At 71.7% G+C, this 15,851-nt stretch carries 15 protein-coding genes; 6 read left to right on the top strand and 9 right to left on the bottom strand.

Annotated elements, in window-relative coordinates; all coding sequences use genetic code 11:
• Window positions 1-103: 103 nt before the first annotated feature.
• From ACFHVL_RS18905 to ACFHVL_RS18890, 4 genes are all read right to left on the bottom strand, one after another.
• Window positions 104-799, bottom strand: coding sequence for a hypothetical protein (locus ACFHVL_RS18905; RefSeq protein ID WP_416629464.1), 696 nt, complete (start codon window positions 797-799; stop codon window positions 104-106).
• A complete protein-coding gene (locus ACFHVL_RS18900; protein ID WP_416629463.1) occupies window positions 796-2,016 on the bottom strand; it encodes a hypothetical protein in 1,221 nt (406 codons plus the stop codon). Before ACFHVL_RS18900 ends, ACFHVL_RS18905 begins: the two co-directional genes overlap by 4 nt.
• 176 nt (window positions 2,017-2,192) lie before the next feature.
• Window positions 2,193-2,726, bottom strand: a complete 534-nt coding sequence (locus tag ACFHVL_RS18895) for a DUF6244 family protein (protein ID WP_416629462.1) — start codon at window positions 2,724-2,726, stop codon at window positions 2,193-2,195.
• Between the two features lie 70 nt (window positions 2,727-2,796).
• Window positions 2,797-3,177: a MerR family transcriptional regulator gene (locus ACFHVL_RS18890; RefSeq protein ID WP_289212004.1), complete on the bottom strand. Its 381-nt coding sequence runs from the start codon at window positions 3,175-3,177 to the stop codon at window positions 2,797-2,799.
• Between the two features lie 54 nt (window positions 3,178-3,231).
• Here ACFHVL_RS18890 and ACFHVL_RS18885 point away from each other — a divergent pair, with 54 nt between their 5' ends.
• Window positions 3,232-4,194 (top strand): aldo/keto reductase, encoded by a 963-nt coding sequence (locus ACFHVL_RS18885; protein ID WP_416629460.1) that lies wholly within the window; start codon window positions 3,232-3,234, stop codon window positions 4,192-4,194.
• A 44-nt stretch (window positions 4,195-4,238) separates the two neighbouring features.
• The gene (locus ACFHVL_RS18880) at window positions 4,239-4,814 is read left to right on the top strand and encodes a hypothetical protein (protein WP_416629459.1); all 576 of its coding nucleotides are present in this window, start codon (window positions 4,239-4,241) and stop codon (window positions 4,812-4,814) included.
• On the opposite strand, the gene ACFHVL_RS18875 is transcribed toward ACFHVL_RS18880, so the two are convergent.
• Together ACFHVL_RS18875 and ACFHVL_RS18870 are read right to left on the bottom strand one after the other, a co-directional pair.
• Complete coding sequence (locus ACFHVL_RS18875; RefSeq protein ID WP_416629458.1) at window positions 4,801-6,681, bottom strand: sensor histidine kinase; 1,881 nt, start codon at window positions 6,679-6,681, stop codon at window positions 4,801-4,803. The two genes, ACFHVL_RS18880 and ACFHVL_RS18875, sit on opposite strands and share 14 nt — an antisense overlap.
• Entirely contained in the window at window positions 6,674-7,369 is a 696-nt protein-coding gene (locus ACFHVL_RS18870) for a response regulator transcription factor (protein WP_416629456.1), read from the bottom strand. Before ACFHVL_RS18870 ends, ACFHVL_RS18875 begins: the two co-directional genes overlap by 8 nt.
• Window positions 7,370-7,480: 111 nt before the next feature.
• On the opposite strand from ACFHVL_RS18870, the gene ACFHVL_RS18865 reads away from it, so the two are divergent.
• The 4 genes from ACFHVL_RS18865 to ACFHVL_RS18850 all read left to right on the top strand — a co-directional run bounded on the left by ACFHVL_RS18865 (window position 7,481) and on the right by ACFHVL_RS18850 (window position 12,340).
• Window positions 7,481-8,734, top strand: a complete 1,254-nt coding sequence (locus tag ACFHVL_RS18865) for an efflux RND transporter periplasmic adaptor subunit (RefSeq protein ID WP_416629455.1) — start codon at window positions 7,481-7,483, stop codon at window positions 8,732-8,734.
• Between the two features lie 32 nt (window positions 8,735-8,766).
• Window positions 8,767-9,426 (top strand): ABC transporter ATP-binding protein, encoded by a 660-nt coding sequence (locus ACFHVL_RS18860; RefSeq protein ID WP_416629511.1) that lies wholly within the window; start codon window positions 8,767-8,769, stop codon window positions 9,424-9,426.
• The gene (locus tag ACFHVL_RS18855) at window positions 9,423-10,634 is read left to right on the top strand and encodes an ABC transporter permease (protein ID WP_416629454.1); all 1,212 of its coding nucleotides are present in this window, start codon (window positions 9,423-9,425) and stop codon (window positions 10,632-10,634) included. Before ACFHVL_RS18860 ends, ACFHVL_RS18855 begins: the two co-directional genes overlap by 4 nt.
• A 311-nt stretch (window positions 10,635-10,945) precedes the next feature.
• The gene (locus ACFHVL_RS18850) at window positions 10,946-12,340 is read left to right on the top strand and encodes a PQQ-binding-like beta-propeller repeat protein (RefSeq protein ID WP_416629453.1); all 1,395 of its coding nucleotides are present in this window, start codon (window positions 10,946-10,948) and stop codon (window positions 12,338-12,340) included.
• Between the two features lie 52 nt (window positions 12,341-12,392).
• Here the strand turns inward: ACFHVL_RS18850 and hisC are convergent, their stop codons facing one another.
• From hisC to hppD, 3 genes are all read right to left on the bottom strand, one after another.
• The gene (hisC, locus tag ACFHVL_RS18845; protein WP_416629452.1) at window positions 12,393-13,478 is read right to left on the bottom strand and encodes a histidinol-phosphate transaminase; all 1,086 of its coding nucleotides are present in this window, start codon (window positions 13,476-13,478) and stop codon (window positions 12,393-12,395) included.
• Between the two features lie 14 nt (window positions 13,479-13,492).
• Window positions 13,493-14,542, bottom strand: a complete 1,050-nt coding sequence (locus tag ACFHVL_RS18840) for an RDD family protein (RefSeq protein WP_416629450.1) — start codon at window positions 14,540-14,542, stop codon at window positions 13,493-13,495.
• A gap of 90 nt (window positions 14,543-14,632) precedes the next feature.
• The gene (gene hppD / locus ACFHVL_RS18835) at window positions 14,633-15,799 is read right to left on the bottom strand and encodes a 4-hydroxyphenylpyruvate dioxygenase (protein ID WP_416629448.1); all 1,167 of its coding nucleotides are present in this window, start codon (window positions 15,797-15,799) and stop codon (window positions 14,633-14,635) included.
• Window positions 15,800-15,851 lie beyond the last annotated feature (52 nt).

Here is a 15,851-nt window from a genome sequence, read left to right as displayed (position 1 = left end):
GGAGGTCATTCTAGCGACCGGTCAGAATATTGACTATCTGCTGCTGGGCTGCGAGCACCCACGGCAGCGCGGCGGGCGACCACGAACCCGCCACGGGTCCGGGCTACCAGCGCAGCGTGTTTTTGATCTTGCTGGCGGCCTTGTCCACGCCGTGCATCACCTTCTGGGCCGTACCGCTGCTGACCTGCAGGAGCATGCTGGTGCTCAACGCCTTTTCGACCTCGGACAGGTCCTCCTGCGCCGACCCGCCGAGCCGGGTGGCCGCCGCCTGCATCACCTGTTTGGCCCGGCCGTCGTCGGCCTTCTCCGCGCAGTTGGTCAGCGACTGCGCGTTGAGCACGCCGAGTGACATGGTGGCGAACGCGGCGTTGAGCCCGGCCGTCTCGAAGGTCAGCTCGTCACCGGAGCCGTTCATCAGGAACGACGAGATGATCTTCTCGTCCATGCCGCCGGTCATTCGGGCGGTCGGACTGACGTACTTGGGCATGCCGCCCAGCTCGCCGATCAGCGCCTCCCAGGTCTGCACCCGCTCGCTGGCCGATGTCCTGAGCCGGCCGTACAGTCCGGCCAGGATCGGGTTGGGGGTGCGCCGGGTCAGCATGGCGAACAGGTGGACCGCCATCAGGTCGTGGGTCGTCCACGCGGAGAGCTGGTCGGCCAGGAACGGGCCGTTCAGACCACTGCCAGTGGCGAAGGTGGCGAGTCGGTCGTCGTCCACCGCCCGCTCCGGCGTGACCGTCACCATCGGGCCGGGCTTGATCATCGCGCCGGTCTCGGTACGTACGGCACTGCGCGTCATCGCACGACCTCCTCTCGGACCTTCTCACGGGCGTACTGCTCGGCCGGGTACGGGCCGTCGGTGATATTGCGGTACTCGCGGCCGTTGCGCTGCGCGTTCTCGTCGATTACCTGCTCGCTCGGCGCGCCACCGGCGTTAACCGTAGCCATGTGCTTGATGTATCGCGCCGGCCACTCGGCGACGAAACCGGTGCCGAACGTGGTGATGTCCACCTGTTGGGCGATCACCTCGCGGATGAAGTCCTTGTTCGGCTGGAACTTCGTCGGCTGCGGCATCTCGGCGGGGAGGATCTGCTCCGGCTCCCGGCCGTCGTACCGGCGCAGCAGGTCGGCCGCCACCTTGAGCTGCTCGATCTCCATCGCCAGGTTCAGCTCCCAGACCTGCTTGATCCGGCGGTCATCCTCGTCCTGGGCGAACGACCAGTACATGTAGCACTCGTTGTACTCGTGGTGGACGAGCTGCTCCAGCCAGCTCTCCGCCGGGTCGAGCATCGACTCGTACTGCGTGACGTGTTCCTCTTCCACCATCGCGATCTCCAGGTAGAGACCCCGGGCGATCGGCTCGACGAACTCCGGCCCCACGTTCATGTAGTAGTTCATCGTCTGCTGCTCGGCGGCCGTGATGGTGATGGCGTGCATCCGTGACAGCGGATCGACGGTGTGCTTGTCGTAGTGCTTGCGGATGTTGTCCTCGGGGTGGCGGTGGTGGTGCGACGTCGGCCGCCCCGGCATGACCTCGGTCAGGTAGTCGACGATCGCCTGCGCCTTCTTGCCCTGGGTCAGCTCGTACAGGTTGGAGTAGCGGTAGAGGTGGTCGAAGTCCTCCAGCAGGCCGAACTTGTAGTTCTGCCGCAGGTACGGGTCGGGCTCGTTGCGGGCGACCCAGGCGGTGATGTCGGTCGCCACCTGCTCGTACCCGAGTACGACCTCCAGCACCGACTCCTGGCCGGGGATCATCCAGTTGATGGCCTTCTGCTGCTGTTGCTCGATGTAGCGCAGGTAGGCGAGCTTCTGCCGGAGGTCGATGTCGTCGACGTGCCGGTTCATCTGGTGGCTGAACGTGATCGCCTCCACCTCGATCCCGTTCATCACGATCACCCGGCACCGGGTGTACGGATCGACCCCGTGCGGCTCGTACGGCTCGACGTTGAGTTCGGACCAGCTCCGTAGCTGTTTCTCCAGCGGGATACCGGCTTCTTCGAGCGGGTTGAAACGCATCGCCTCTCCTCGTGAGGACCATCCGACACATCGCCTGCTGCCTACTGAGCCGGCTACGGAACGAAGGCCGCCGACCCACACAAATCACACCATTTCCTGCGAGCTGTCTGCAGCGGAACGGCCGGATGGCGGCGGTCGAACGTCAACGGCGGCCGAACATCGACGGCGGCGGACGGTCAGCTGCCCGGGTTCGCGCCGACCTGGCGGGCGGTGGCGGCGGCAGCGGTCAGCGACTCGTCGACGACGCCGGCGCGTTGCCGTACCGCCGCCAGCGTCTCCTTGACAGTGCCGAGCGCACCGAGCAGCTGGGCCGGGTCGCCGCCCTGCAGCACCCGCGCCACCAGCCCTGCCGCCTCGTCGGCCTTCGCGGCGGCCGCGCCGATGCCGTCGCGGACGGCGCGCAGCTTGTCGCCGGCCCGACCCAGCGTGGCCAGCACCTCCGCCGGTGACGGCTCCCTCGGCACCGGCACCACCGTGGCCGCCACCTCGTCGAGCGTGCCGGTGACCCCGGTCAGCCCGGCCTGCAGATCCTTCAGCGTGTTGCGTACCTGGATCATGCCGGCCACGATGCCGCTGAAGCCGCCGGCCGCCGCCTGACCGGCGACCCGCTCGGCCTCCTCCTGGGCCGCCGCTGCGGCAGTCCGGGCCCGTTCGGCGCCCGCTCGCATCGCCTGCAGATCCTTGCCGACGTTGTCCACCGGTGCTGCCACGACCGCTCTCCTCACCCCGTTTGACCTGCTGTTCCCATGGTGCGGGGTGGTCGGCGGAAAAAGCCGGCAACTAGCCCTCGGCTGCGGTGGTGTCCGCCGCCTGGCCGTGGTACCAGGCGAGCTTCTCACCGAGGCGGGCCCGCCAGCGGTGCAGCTGTTCGATCTGCTGCTCGACCGCGTCCGCGTGCTCGCGCAGCAGCGCGATCCGCTCCGGGATGGTTTGCGGGTCACGGCACAGTTCGCCGTAGCGGCGTAGCCGTTCGATCGGCATCCCGGTGTCCCGCAGGCAGCGCAGGAAGTCGAGCATGCCCAGGTCGTCGTCGCTGTAGACGCGGCGCCCGCTGGAGTTGCGGGCGACCGGCGACAGGATGCCCTCCCGTTCGTAGTAGCGCAGCGTGTCGATCGAGAAGCCGGACCGGGCCGCCGCCTCGGCGGGTGAGTAGGCCGTCATACCGCCGACGGTACCGCTTGACCTGGAGCGCGCTCCAGGTCGCAGGGTGGACCCATGACGTACGAAAACAGCACGCCGGCACCGGCCTCGCCGCTGGTCCTGGGCGCGATGATGTTCGGCACCCGGATCGACGAGGAGACCTCCTTCGCCCTGCTCGACCGGTTCGTCGAGCGGGGCGGCGAGTGGATCGACACCGCCGACTGTTACGCGTTCTGGGCAAGTCAGGACGGCCGGGGCGGCGACAGCGAACGGGTCATCGGGCGGTGGCTCGCCGCCCGCCCCGGCGTACGGCAGCGGGTGCGCATCGCGACCAAGGTCGGTGCCGAGCCGCTGTGGGCCGGATCGTGGCCGCGGGTGCGGGCCGGGCTGAGCCGCCGCGCCGTCGCCGACGCCTTCGCCGGCAGCCTGGACCGGCTGGGCGTGGACAGCGTCGACCTGCTCTGGCTGCACCAGGAGGACCGGGCCACCCCGATCGAGGAGACCGTCGACACGGTCGCCGGGCTGGTCGCGTCCGGTGCCGTACGTCGGGTCGGCGCGTCCAACCACCCGGCCTGGCGCATCGAGCGGGCCCGCGCCCACGCCGCCGCCACCGGCACCCGGCCGATCGACGCCCTGCAACTCAACGCCACCTACCTACGGGCCCGCCCCGGCACGCTGCCCGAGGGGGTGGAGCATCCGTTCGGCCTGCTCAGCGACGAGCAGCGGGACATCGCGCAGGCGTACCGGATGGAGGTGTGGGCGTACACGCCGCTGCTGACCGGTGCCTACGACGACCCGGCCAAGCCGATCCCGCCGGTGTACGACCATCCCGGCAGTACTCGGCGGCTCGCGGCGCTCGACGACGTCGCCCGGGACAGCGGCGCGACCCGCGGCCAGGTGGTGCTGGCCTGGCTGGTGGCGCAGGGCATCCGCCCGATCCTCGGCGGCAGCAAGCTGTACCAGTTGGAAGCGGCGCTCGACGGCGTCACTCTTGCCCTCACCGACGAGCACCTCGCCCGCCTGGCCGTCGCCGGCTGACAATGCTGACAGGTTCCTGACGGTTGGCCGGAATTCTGGCTTGTATGAGCAGATATCGACAGATGCGTCCGGCGAGCCGGCTGGCCGAACCGTTGCTGGCCGCGCTCGCTGTGACGGCGATCGGGCTGTCGGCCGGGTGCGGCGGCGGTGACGGGAACACGAGCGCTACCGGTGCCCGAGGGTCGGCTGGTGACACCGGTGACAGTGGCGTCGCCTCAATCGCGGGCAGCGCTGGGCCGGACGCGTCACCATCGCCGCAGGCCGAGCGTCCGTTGATCCGCCCCGACACTTCCGCCGAGGAACAGGAGCGGCTCACGAACCTCTGGCTGCAGTGCTTCGAGGACAACGGGGTATCGGACACGGAGCGGAAGACGAGAGCGGACACCCCGGAGGTGCGGCAGGTCACCGAGGACTGCGCTCCGCTGGAACCCGAACGGCTGTGGCAGCGTTCCCTGCGCCTGGACCCCGAGTATCCGGACAAGCTCCTGGCTTGGGCGGAGTGTCTGCAGGACCGCGGGGTCGACGCCTTCGTCGACGGCGACTTCCTGTCACTCACCGACGGGCTGCCGTCCGGCACAGAGCTCGAGGACTGCGAGGCGGAGGCGTTCAGCGTGGGCTGACCGGCGACCGGGCCGGGAGGCGTACGGTGACGTGCGTGCCCCGGCCCGGCTCGCTGGCCACGGTGATGTCACCGCCGTGCGCGCGGGCCAACTGCCGGGCGATCGGCAGACCCAGCCCGCTGCCGCCGGTGCGCCGGCTGCGCGAGGCGTCGGCCCGCCAGAACCGGTCGAACAACCTCGGCAGGTCGTCGGCGGTGATCCCGATCCCGGTGTCGGCCACCTCGATGGTGAGCCAGTCGTCGCGTACCGCGCCGTCGACGGTGACCGAACCACCTGCCGGGGTGTGCCGGAGGGCGTTGCCCACCAGGTTGCCGACGAGCTGCCGCAGCCGTACCGCGTCGAGGACGACCTGCGGATCGCCGTGCACTGTCCCGGTCATGGTGATCCCAGCGGCGGCAGCTGTCCCCTGGTTGGCCTCGACGACCTGGCTGAGTACGTCGCCGACGAAGGTCGGCTCCGGATGCACCGAGAAGGTGCCGTCGTCGGCGGCGGCCAGGTCCCGCAGGTCGTCGATGACATGCTGCAACAGGGTCGCCTCCTCGGTGAGCAGCTCGAGGGTGCGGGTGTCGGCCGGTGCCAGCCCGTCCTGGGCGGCCTCCAGCCAGGCCCGGATGTTGGTCAGCGGGGACCGCAGCTCGTGAGCGACGTCGCTGACCATCGCCCGGCGTTGCCGCTCCAGCTGGTCCCGCCGGTGTGCCAGGTCGTTGAACGCGGTGGCGAGACTGCCGATCTCGTCCCGGGTGGTGACCGGTACCGGGCGTTGTCGGTCCACCGGCTCGCGGGCCGCTTCGGCGAGCGCCCGCAGCGGCCGGACCAGCCGCATCCCGACTCCGACAGTGACCGCCACGGTGAGCAGCAGGACCAGCCCGGCGACACCGGCGATTCGCAGCAGGTTCCCGGTGGACAGGTCGGCCGTCGGTAGCCCGGGGTCGGTGGCCGTCGCATCGGTGACGAACAACAGCACCGGCGGTGCCACGTACGCCCGGAGCTGGTCGTGCAGACTCGTTTCGACGCAGGCGCGGGCGGCGGCTTCGGTCGGCGCACCCGGCAGGGTACGCAGCACCTCGACCTCCAGGCTCGGAGTGATCGCCAGATCGATGCTCGCCGCGGCCGGGCCGAGGCAGGTCTCGGTCCGATCGAGAAGCTCGGCCAGCGGGGCGACCTCGCTGGGGAACGGTTCGCGCAGCAGCGCCGGCTCCGGGCAGACCAGCGACCGGCCACGGTCGGCGTCGGCGTCGGCGTCGAGGATCGCAACCGTCGACCGGCCGCCCGGCAGCTCGACGATCTCGGCAGTGAGTCCCGCCCTGTTGACCAGACAGCCCCGATGGTCCTGGGCTGTCTTGCGGATGCCGGCGCGTTGGTCGTCGCCCAGCTGGTACGGCCCGACGACCCGGGTGTCGATGCTGGACCGCTGACGGCTGGCGGCGAGCGCCGGGTCGAGGTCGAGCGGGTCGACGATGGCCGACGGGCGGGCGTCGCGCAGTGCCGGCCCGGGTGCCGACTCGGCGACCGGGTCGCGGGTCACCGGGTCGAGCAGCACGATCCGCCGGCCGGTACGCGACGCGAGGTCGTCGACGACCGGCGTGACCGCCGACCAGTCGCGGTGGTCGATCGCGTACGTGATCATCTCGTCGTAGACGCTGACGTCGTCGGCGAGGGACTGGCCCTGCTCCTTCTCGATCGCCCGGGTGGTCGTCGCCACCGTCAGCCAGGCGGTGGCGACGACCGCGCAGACCGTCAATAGCACCGACGTGCCGAGTAGCCGCAGCATCAGGCTGTGCCGCAGTGGCACCCGCGCGGCCGGGGCCGGCTCCGGACCGCCGGCGGTCGGGGCCGGCTGCGGACCGCCGGCGGTCGGCTCACCCACCGGCGGGGTCGCGCAGCTTGTAGCCGACGCCGTACACCGTCACCAGGTACGCCGGTCGGCGTACGTCCGGTTCGATCTTCCGGCGCAGGTTGACCATGTGGGTGTCGATGGCCCGCTCGGTCGAGTCCCGGTCCACGCCCCGGGTGTGCTCCAGCAGCTGGGCCCGGGTGAAGGCCCGTTCCGGCTGTTCGACCAGGGCGGCCAGGATCGCGAACTCGCCCGGGGTGCAGCCGACCGGTCGTCCGTCGACGGTGACTTCGCGGCGGACCGGGTCGACGGCGAGCGCACCGACCCGCCGTACCCCGTCGATGGTCGTCGGCACCCGGTCGACCCGGCGCAGCAACGTCCGGACCCTGGCCATCAGTTCGCGCGGCGAGTACGGCTTCGTCAGGTAGTCGTCGGCACCCAGGTCCAGCCCGCGCAGCAGGTCGTCCTCGTCGGCGCGGGCGGTGAGCATCAGCACCAGCAGGTCCGACTCGCGGCGCAGGATCCGGCAGACGTTCAGCCCGTCCAGGCCGGGCATCATCACGTCGAGCACCAGCAGTTGCGGCCGGTGCCGGCGGGCCTGGTCGAGCGCGTCGCGCCCATCGTGGACCACTGTGGTCCGGTGTCCGTCGGACTCGACGTAGCGGCGCAGCACCTCGGCCTGCCGCAGGTCGTCCTCGGCGATCAGTACATGGGCAACCACGGGGCGAACCATACTGCGTGCCAGTGTCGGCGCAGCGGTGGGAAATCGCACCGTACCGGTCTGACAGGTTCCTCACAATCGCGGGCGACGCTGGTCGGCATGGTGTTCTTCGTGCGAACGACCGCAGGTCGGCGGTGGCGTCGGCCGTTGGCGTACGGCCTGCCGGCCGTGATCGTGGCGGCCGGACTGGTGGTGACCGGGACCATGGCCGGCTGGGGCTGGCCGGGTCGGGGCGTGGCTGAGGCGGACGCCGCAGCGGCGGATCCGCTCTGGGTGGCGACCACAGAGGTCGTGCGGATGGACATCTCCGACGCCCGGGAGCTGGCCGGCACCCTCGGCTACGGCGCCGCCCGACCGGTGCGGGGCTCCAGCGGAGGGGTGCTGACCTGGCTGCCGGAGCAGGGATCCGTGATCGAACGCGGTGAGCAGCTGTACCGGGTGGACGATCAGCCGGTGCTGCTGTTCTACGGCGGTACGCCGTTGTTCCGTTCCCTCGATCAGCCGAATCTGGTCGGTCGCGACGTGCGGGTGGTCGCTGACAACCTGAAAGCGTTGGGCTACCAGATCGGCTGGCAGCCGCCGGTCGGCAGCGCCGTCGCGGTGCCGCCGCCGGTGCCGCCGCCGGTGCCGCCGGCGGACCAGGACGGTGCGGCGGAGCCGACCGGCGAGAGCGCTGCGGCGGCATCGCCGGACGAGGGGGATGTGGCGCCGACCCCGACGGGCGGTACGGCCATCGTCCGGTCCGGCGACGCCGTTCTCACCCCGGAGCTGATCGCGGCCATCGAACGCTGGCAGCGGGACCGTGACGCGCCGGCCACCGGGGTCGTCCAGGCCGGGGACGTCGCCGTACTGCCCGGGCAGGTCCGGATCGGCTCGGTTGCCGCGCTGCCCGGTGACAGCGCTGCGACGGACATCATGTCGGTCACCCCGACCGACAAGGTGATCACAGTACGGGTGGAAGCTGGCGAGGCGACCGGGATGGCGTCCGACGCATCGGTGACGATCACCCTGCCCGACGGCGCGACCGCCCCCGGCACGGTGGCCACGGTCGGCACCGTCGTCGAGGATGCCGACGGACCGCCGGGGCAGGGGCCGACAGTGGACGTCACCGTCGTGCCCGACGACCCGGCGGTGCTCAGCGGGCTGGAGTCCGCGCCGGTCCGGGTGCAGTTCCGCACCGAGCTGCGTGAACAGGTACTCGCCGTACCGGTCGGCGCGCTGCTGGCGCTCGCCGAGGGCGGGTACGCGGTGCAGCTGACCGACGGTGCACTGGTCGCCGTCGAGATCGGGCTGTTCACCAGGGGCATGGTCGAGGTCACCGGGGCCGGTCTCGACGAGGGCATGACGGTGGTGACCGCCTCGTGAGCGCTCCAGTGCTGTCGGTCGTACGGGCCGGGATGCGGTACCCCGGCGGCGTCGCCGCGCTGACCGACGTCGACCTCGACATCCACGCCGGCGAGCTGGTCGCGATCGTCGGCCCGTCCGGTTCCGGGAAGTCCACCCTGCTCAACATCATGGGCACCCTGGACCGCCCGACCAGCGGCACGGTCCGGCTCGGTGGCCACGACGTGACCACCCTGTCCGACCGGCAGCTGTCGGCGCTGCGTGGGTGCTGGCTCGGCTTCGTCTTCCAGCAGTTCCACCTCACCGACGGGCTGACCGCGGCCGAGAACGTCGCCACCGGGCTGCTGTACGCGGGTGTGCCGCGTCGCCGTCGCCGACCGCTGGCCGCCGAGGCGCTGGCCCGGGTCGGTCTGGCGCACCGGGTGGGTCACCTGCCCCGGCAGCTGTCCGGCGGGGAACGGCAGCGGGTGGCGATCGCCCGTGCGCTGGTCAACGGGCCGGCGCTGGTGCTGGCCGACGAGCCGACCGGCGCGTTGGACACCGCCACGGGCCGCGCCGTGCTCGACCTGCTCACCACACTCAACGCCGAAGGCACCACCATCGCGGTGATCACCCATGACCGGGACGTCGCGGCGTGCTTGCCGCGCCGGGTGGAGATCCGCGACGGCCGGCTGGTCAGCGACGTCCGCCAGCAGCCGGTGGTCGTCGCGTGAACCCGGTGCAACTGCCGCGCCCGGTGCGGCTGGCCCCGCTGGACCTGCTCCGGCTCGGGCTGGTCGGGATTAGGACCCGCCGGCTGCGGGCGGCGCTGTCGGCGTTGGGCATTTCGATCGGCATCGCCACGATGATCGTGGTCACCGGCATCCCGGCGGCCAGCGAACGGGCGTTGCTGGCCGAGCTGTCCGCCCTCGGGGTGAACCTGCTGCAGGCGAGCGCCCAGCCCGACGAGGACGGGATCACCCGGCTGCCGGTCGAGGCACCGGCGATGGTGGCCCGGATCGGGCCGGTGACCGCGACCAGCGCGGTCGCCAACACCAACACGGTGATTCGCCGCTCCGACTGGATCGACCCGCGCGACGGTTCCGGGTTGACCGTGTTGGCCAGCGAGGCGAGTCTGCCGGCGACGCTCGACGCGCGGCTGCGGACCGGCCGCTACCTCGACGCCGCCACCGAACAGTTGCCGACGGTGGTGCTGGGCGCGGTCGCTGCGACCCGGCTGGGCGTCGCCGACCTGGGCCCGGCGGACTCGCCGACGCAGGTACGCGTCGGCGACGTCTGGTTCACTGTGATCGGCATCCTGGAGCCGCTGCCGTTGGCCCCGGAGATCGACCGGTCGGCCCTGGTGGGATGGCCGGCGGCCGAGTCCGAGCTGGGCTTCGGCGGGCACCCGACGGTGATCTACCTGCGGGCGCACGAGCCGGCGATCGAGGCGGTGCGGACGGTGCTGCCGTCGACGATCGACCCGCAGCGGCCCAGCAAGGTGCAGGTGACCCGGCCCTCGGACGCACTCGCCGCCAAGCGTGCCACCGAGAACAGCTTCGCGTCGCTGTTTCTTGCGCTGGCCGGGGTGGCGCTGCTGGTCGGCGGGATCGGGGTGGCGAACACGATGGTGATCTCGGTGTTGGAACGCCGGTCGGAGATCGGGTTGCGCCGGGCGCTCGGCGCCACCCGGGGGCAGATCCGGGCCCAGTTCCTCACCGAGTCGGTGGCGTTGTCGCTGCTCGGCGGCCTCGCTGGCACGGCGCTCGGGGTGGCCGCCACCGCCGGCTACGCCCTGATCAACGACTGGCCGGTGGTGGTGCCGCCGGGGGCGACCATCGCGGGGTTGGGCGGGGCGCTGCTGGTCGGTGTGGTCGCCGGGGGTTATCCGGCGATCCAGGCCGCCCGCCTGCCACCGACCCGGGCCCTGAGCGCCCCCTGACCGACCGTGGCCGACTGGCGGAAAGGAGTCCATGGCAGGTGCAAAAAGGAGCCTAGTGGATGTCGGCCCGCTGAACCGCACAGTCGTCGCGTCGGCCCTGCACGGATAGGTCCCTTCCGTAGCTGGGCACCCGCAACCTCGTCAGCGAGGCGACTTCGCAGCTTCGGGCGTGGCCGCGGCTCAGCACGTGCAGGGTCAGGTGCGTCAAGGCGGCGACGGTCACCAGCAGGGGTGACCTCTCGCCCGCCCCGCGGGCGGCGTTGCCTCACGGCCACTGTCCGGTTCGGTAGGGTGCGGGGGGAGGTGCCTGGATGGCCGAGCCGGCAAGCAGCACGCAGCACCCAAACAACACGCAGCACACAGGCGGCGCACCGCACTCAACGGAGCGCCACGGCTGGCGGGCCCGCCCGCGCTGGCAGCTGATCACCGCCGGTGCGATGGCCGCCGTGGTCGTCCTCGCGGCAGGCGCGATCGTCGCGTGGCGGGTGCTCGCCCCCGCCGAGGTCGTCACCCCGGCCGGCTACCAGCCGTCCCCACCGACCGCCGGGCCCGGCCCGGTGGCCCGGCTCTCCGCCGCCCCGCTGCTGGTCGATAAGCGGTTCCGGGTCTACGCCACCACCCGTCAGGTGCGCGCCGATGGTCCGATCGACATGCGGACCCAGGTCACCCCGGCCTGGTCGTTGCGCCGCTGGCCCGAGCAGGTGACCGGGGTGGTCGCCACCGGCACCACCGTGGTCAGCCGCTGGTCCGACGGCGAGCTGGTGGCGATCGACGCGGTCACCGGCGAGGTCGCCTGGCGGGCCGCCGGCCCGGAGCCGGCCGACACCGGGTACGCCGGTCGGCGTACCGGGGCGCAGACCGTCTACGCACCGGCCGGCCTGCACACCGCGACCAGCGGCACCGACGGCCGGACCCTGGTGTTGGCCCGCGGCGGCTCGCAGTTGATCGGGCTGGACGCGGGGTCCGGTCGCCAGCTGTGGCAGACCACGCTGCCCGGCCAGGGCGACGCCTGCCGCGAGGCCGCCTTCAGCACCATCGGTGGGCAGTTCGCCCTGGTCAACAGTTGCGCGGTGCCACCGACGGTGGAGTTCTACGAGGTGGCGACCGGGGAGCTCGTCGCGACCTGGCAGCCGGAAGGTGCCGGCCCTGGGCTGGCGGTGGAGCCGCTCGGCTGCGTCGTCGCCCGTTCGCAGTGCGCCGCGCTGCGTACCACCGGGGCGGGGGAGTCGAAGGGCTGGTTGGTCGACGGACCGGAACCGGTGCCCGCGCCGGTCCTGGATCCGGTCGACTCGATGCTGGTCGACGCGATGGCGGTCCGGCTCGGCCCCGGCAGCACCGGGGATCCGGAGTTGGTGGCGCAGGACGTGCGCACCGGCGAACGGGCCTGGCAGTGGCGGGTGCCGGCGCCTACCGTGACGCCGGGCCCGGCGACCGCGGGTGATCGTCTGCTGGCCGTGCAGCCGGGTCGGGTGCACCTGTTGACCGCCACCCGTGAGCTGATCACCTTGGACGCGACCACCGGCGCCGAGCTGTCCCGGTTCGTATTGATCATGCCCAGCGAGCGGATGACCGACTGGGCGCCGGGCTACGTCTACACCCAGGGCGGCTTCGTCGCGGTCGAGCGGCTGCGGCTACCGGTCGACCCCGACGCCGACGACGGCGGCTACTACTGGATTCAGGAGACGGTCATCGTCGCCGGCACCTGAGGCGACGACTTCGATCCGGGCCGGCGGCCTAGACGGCGGACTCGGCGGCGGCCTAGACGGCGGACTCGGCGGCGGCGAGGAACGCGTCGTTCTCGGCCGGCGTACCAATGGTGACCCGGACCCCGTCGCCAGCGAACGGACGCACGATCACGCCGCGGGCCTCGCAGGCCGCGCCGAACGCCGCCGCCCGCTCACCCAGCGGCAGCCAGATGAAGTTGGCCTGACTCTGCGGCACGTCAGGCACCAGCTTGCGGACCGCCTCGGTGACCCGGTTCCGTTCGGCGATCACCAGATCGCACCGCCGTCGGACCTCGTCGGCCTGGTCGAGGGCGGCCAGCGCCGCCGCCTGCGCCAGGGCGTTCGTGCCGAACGGGGTGGCGACCTTGCGTACCGCCGTGGCGACCTCGGGGTGCGCGACCAGGTAGCCGATCCGCAGCCCGGCCAGCCCCCACGCCTTCGACAGCGTCCGCAGCACCACCACGTTGGGCCGGTCGCCGTATGCATCGAGTCCGTCCGGCACGTCCGGGTCGGTGACGAACTCCCGGTACGCCTCGTCCAGCACCACCAGCACGTCGTCCGGCACGGCGTCGACGAACCGGTCCAGCTCGGCCCGGCGCACGCTGCTGCCGGTCGGGTTGTTCGGGTTGCAGACCAACACCATCCGGGTCTGCTCGTTCACCGCTTCCGCCATCGCCGGCAGGTCGTGGCCGTGGCCGGCGGTGTTGGGCACCCGCCGGCTGCTCGCCGCCGTGGTCGCGGCGATGATCGGGTACGCCTCGAACGACCGCCACGCGTAGACGACCTCGTCGCCGGGCAGGCAGCTCGCCCGCATCAGGTGCTCGCAGAGCGCCACCGAACCGCAACCGGTGACGATCCGCTCGGCCGCCACCCCGAGCCGCTCGGCCAGTGCGCCCCGCAGCGCCAGCACTCCCATGTCGGGGTAACGGTGCGCCGACGCGGCCGCCTGTGCCACCGCCTCGACGACGCCGGGCAACGGCCCGAACGGCACCTCGTTGCTGGCCAGTTTGATGGCCTCCGGCAGGCCGAGCTCCCGGGCCAGGTCCACCGGGCTGCGGCCCGGCACGTAGCTGGGTAGCGCCTCGAGATCGGTACGGGTCAGGCCGAGCGAGGGTGGCATCGGGAGGTCTCCTGTCATCCGGAGCTGCCGGGGGTGCGGTCGCCCGCAGAGTTGTCCGACCGACCGCCGGCCGGCACTGCCGGCACGCCCGGTGGCAGCTGCACCACCACGGTCTGTGCCGACTTGTCGTGCAGGGCCTGGCGCAGTGGACGGTCGAAGAGCAGATAAATGCAGTCGATCAGTTGGAGAATGAACCCTACGCAGCAGATCCACAACAGGGTGGGCAGGCCGAGGGTGTTCCAGCGGCGGAACGAGCGGGCGAAGCCGAGTTGTCCGCCCGGATCGACCGTCACGACCTTCAACCGGGTCAGCCGTTTGCCGAGTGTCTGACCCGTGTTGGCGATCGCCGGTACCTCGTACGCCCACCAGATCAGCGCCGCCAGCAGGATGATCGCCATCTGCAGCCCGCCCGCGCGGTCACTGAGCTCCGGGAGCCCGTCGGTTGAGCGGTCACCGGCCAGGGACCGCCGCCAAATCTCCGACCAGACCGGCCAGCTCTCCGCGACGTACTGCCAGACGAACCAGCCGTTGATCGCGATGTTGAGCAGCAGCACGACACCGATGTCGATCAGCCGGGCGGCGAACCGGGCCCCGAGCGGCGCCAGCGCCATGCCGTGCGGCCGGGGTTGCGGCTGCCAGCCGGGCGGCGGCACCGGGTAGCCCGGCGGCACCGGGTAGCCCGGCGGCACCGGGTAGCCCGGCGGCACCGGCTGGCCGGGTGGTACCGGATATCCCGGCGGCACCGGGTAGCCCGGCGGCACCGGCTGGCCGGGTGGTACCGGCTGGCCGGGTGGCATCCAGTACCCGGGCGGCACCGGCTGTGCCGATCCCGGTGCAGCCTGATCCGGTGTCGCTGGTCCGGGGAGCGCCTGCGGGGCCTGCTGCTGCCCGCTGGTGGGCTCGGCGGCCGCGGCCGGGCTCGGCTTCTCCTCCTCCGGTGGTGGCCCGTCCGGTGGCGTGGCGTCCGCCGGCAACGGCGCACCGATCCACCCGCCGCCGTCCCAGTACCGCTGGGTGGTCGGTTCGGCGGGATCTTTGTACCAGCCGGGCTCAATGGACGTCACTGCACGATTCCCATGGTGGGGCCGGCCGGCCGGGGCGCGTTGGGCAAGCTCACCCTGGCACCTTAACGACCGGCCCGGCCGGCTCCGCAGTCAGAGGTTGCCCCGGCTTTCCTGCTCCCGCTCGATCGCCTCGAACAGGGCCTTGAAGTTGCCCTTGCCGAAGCCCAGCGAGCCGTGCCGTTCGATCAGCTCGAAGAAGACCGTCGGACGGTCCTGCACCGGCTTGGTGAAGATCTGCAGCAGGTAGCCGTCCTCGTCGCGGTCGACCAGGATGCGGCGGGCCTTCAGCTCCTCGATCGGGGCGCGGACCTCGCCGATGCGGGCCCGCAACGCCGGATCGTCGTAGTACGAGTCCGGGGTGGCCAGGAACTCCACGCCGGCGGCGCGCATCGCGTCCACCGTCGTCAGGATGTCGTTGGTGGCCAGCGCGATGTGCTGCACGCCGGGACCGCCGTAGAACTCCAGGTACTCGTCGATCTGCGAGCGGCGCCGGGCCACCGCCGGCTCGTTGAGCGGGAACTTCACCTTGCGGCTGCCGTTGGCGACGACCTTGCTCATCAGCGCCGAATAGTCGGTGGCGATGTCGTCGCCGATGAACTCGGCCATGTTGGTGAAGCCCATGACCCGGCGGTAGAACTCCACCCACTGGTCCATCCGGCCCAGTTCGACGTTGCCGACCACGTGGTCGACGGCCTGGAAGAACCGTTTCGGCTGCAGGCCGGCCGCGACCATCGGCGTCCGGTCGACGATCGGGTCCCGGGACACGAAGCCGGGCAGGAACGGTCCGTCGTACCCGGACCGGTCGATCAGGGTGTGCCGGGTGTCGCCGTACGCGGCGATGCAGGCGACCCGTACGGTGCCGGAGCCGTCGGTCAGTTCGGCGGGCGCGGCCAGGCCGGTCGCGCCCTGCGCGACAGCGTGTGCGTACGCGGCGTCCACGTCCGGTACGGCGAGCGCGATGTCGAGCACCCCGTCGCTGTGCCGGGCGACGTGCGCGGCGCCGTCGGCGTCGGCGTGCACCGGGCCACGCAGCACAAACCGGGCTGCGCCGCTGGTCAGCACGTACTCGGCGTGGTCGCGGTAGCCCTGCTCGGGTCCCCGGTACGCGACGCAGGTCATGCCGAACGCGGTCGAGTAGTAGTGCGCGGCCTGCTTGGCGTTGCCGACCAGGAAGGTCAGGTGGTCGACGCCCTGCACCGGGAACGGGTCACGTACCTCGGTGACGTCGGCGTCGCGGGATTCGGTCAGATAGGCCATGATCGTCCTCCCTTGGGAGCCGGCCGTGCGGAACGCTGTCGGACCGCCGAGG

The sequence above is a fragment of the Micromonospora sp. LOL_023 genome (assembly GCF_048060115.1).
GTDB lineage: Bacteria > Actinomycetota > Actinomycetes > Mycobacteriales > Micromonosporaceae > Micromonospora_E.
Note: the sequence above shows the minus strand (reverse complement) of the source record. Positions and strands in the feature narration are given on the sequence as shown.

Coding starts and splice junctions, on each gene's coding strand:
- ACFHVL_RS18905 (WP_416629464.1), bottom strand. CDS start 799: ATGACGCGCAGTGCCGTACGTACCGAGACCGGCGCGATGATCAAGCCC.
- ACFHVL_RS18900 (WP_416629463.1), bottom strand. CDS start 2,016: ATGCGTTTCAACCCGCTCGAAGAAGCCGGTATCCCGCTGGAGAAACAG.
- ACFHVL_RS18890 (WP_289212004.1), bottom strand. CDS start 3,177: ATGACGGCCTACTCACCCGCCGAGGCGGCGGCCCGGTCCGGCTTCTCG.
- ACFHVL_RS18885 (WP_416629460.1), top strand. CDS start 3,232: ATGACGTACGAAAACAGCACGCCGGCACCGGCCTCGCCGCTGGTCCTG.
- ACFHVL_RS18880 (WP_416629459.1), top strand. CDS start 4,239: ATGAGCAGATATCGACAGATGCGTCCGGCGAGCCGGCTGGCCGAACCG.
- ACFHVL_RS18860 (WP_416629511.1), top strand. CDS start 8,767: ATGCGGTACCCCGGCGGCGTCGCCGCGCTGACCGACGTCGACCTCGAC.
- ACFHVL_RS18850 (WP_416629453.1), top strand. CDS start 10,946: ATGGCCGAGCCGGCAAGCAGCACGCAGCACCCAAACAACACGCAGCAC.
- hisC (WP_416629452.1), bottom strand. CDS start 13,478: ATGCCACCCTCGCTCGGCCTGACCCGTACCGATCTCGAGGCGCTACCC.
- hppD (WP_416629448.1), bottom strand. CDS start 15,799: ATGGCCTATCTGACCGAATCCCGCGACGCCGACGTCACCGAGGTACGT.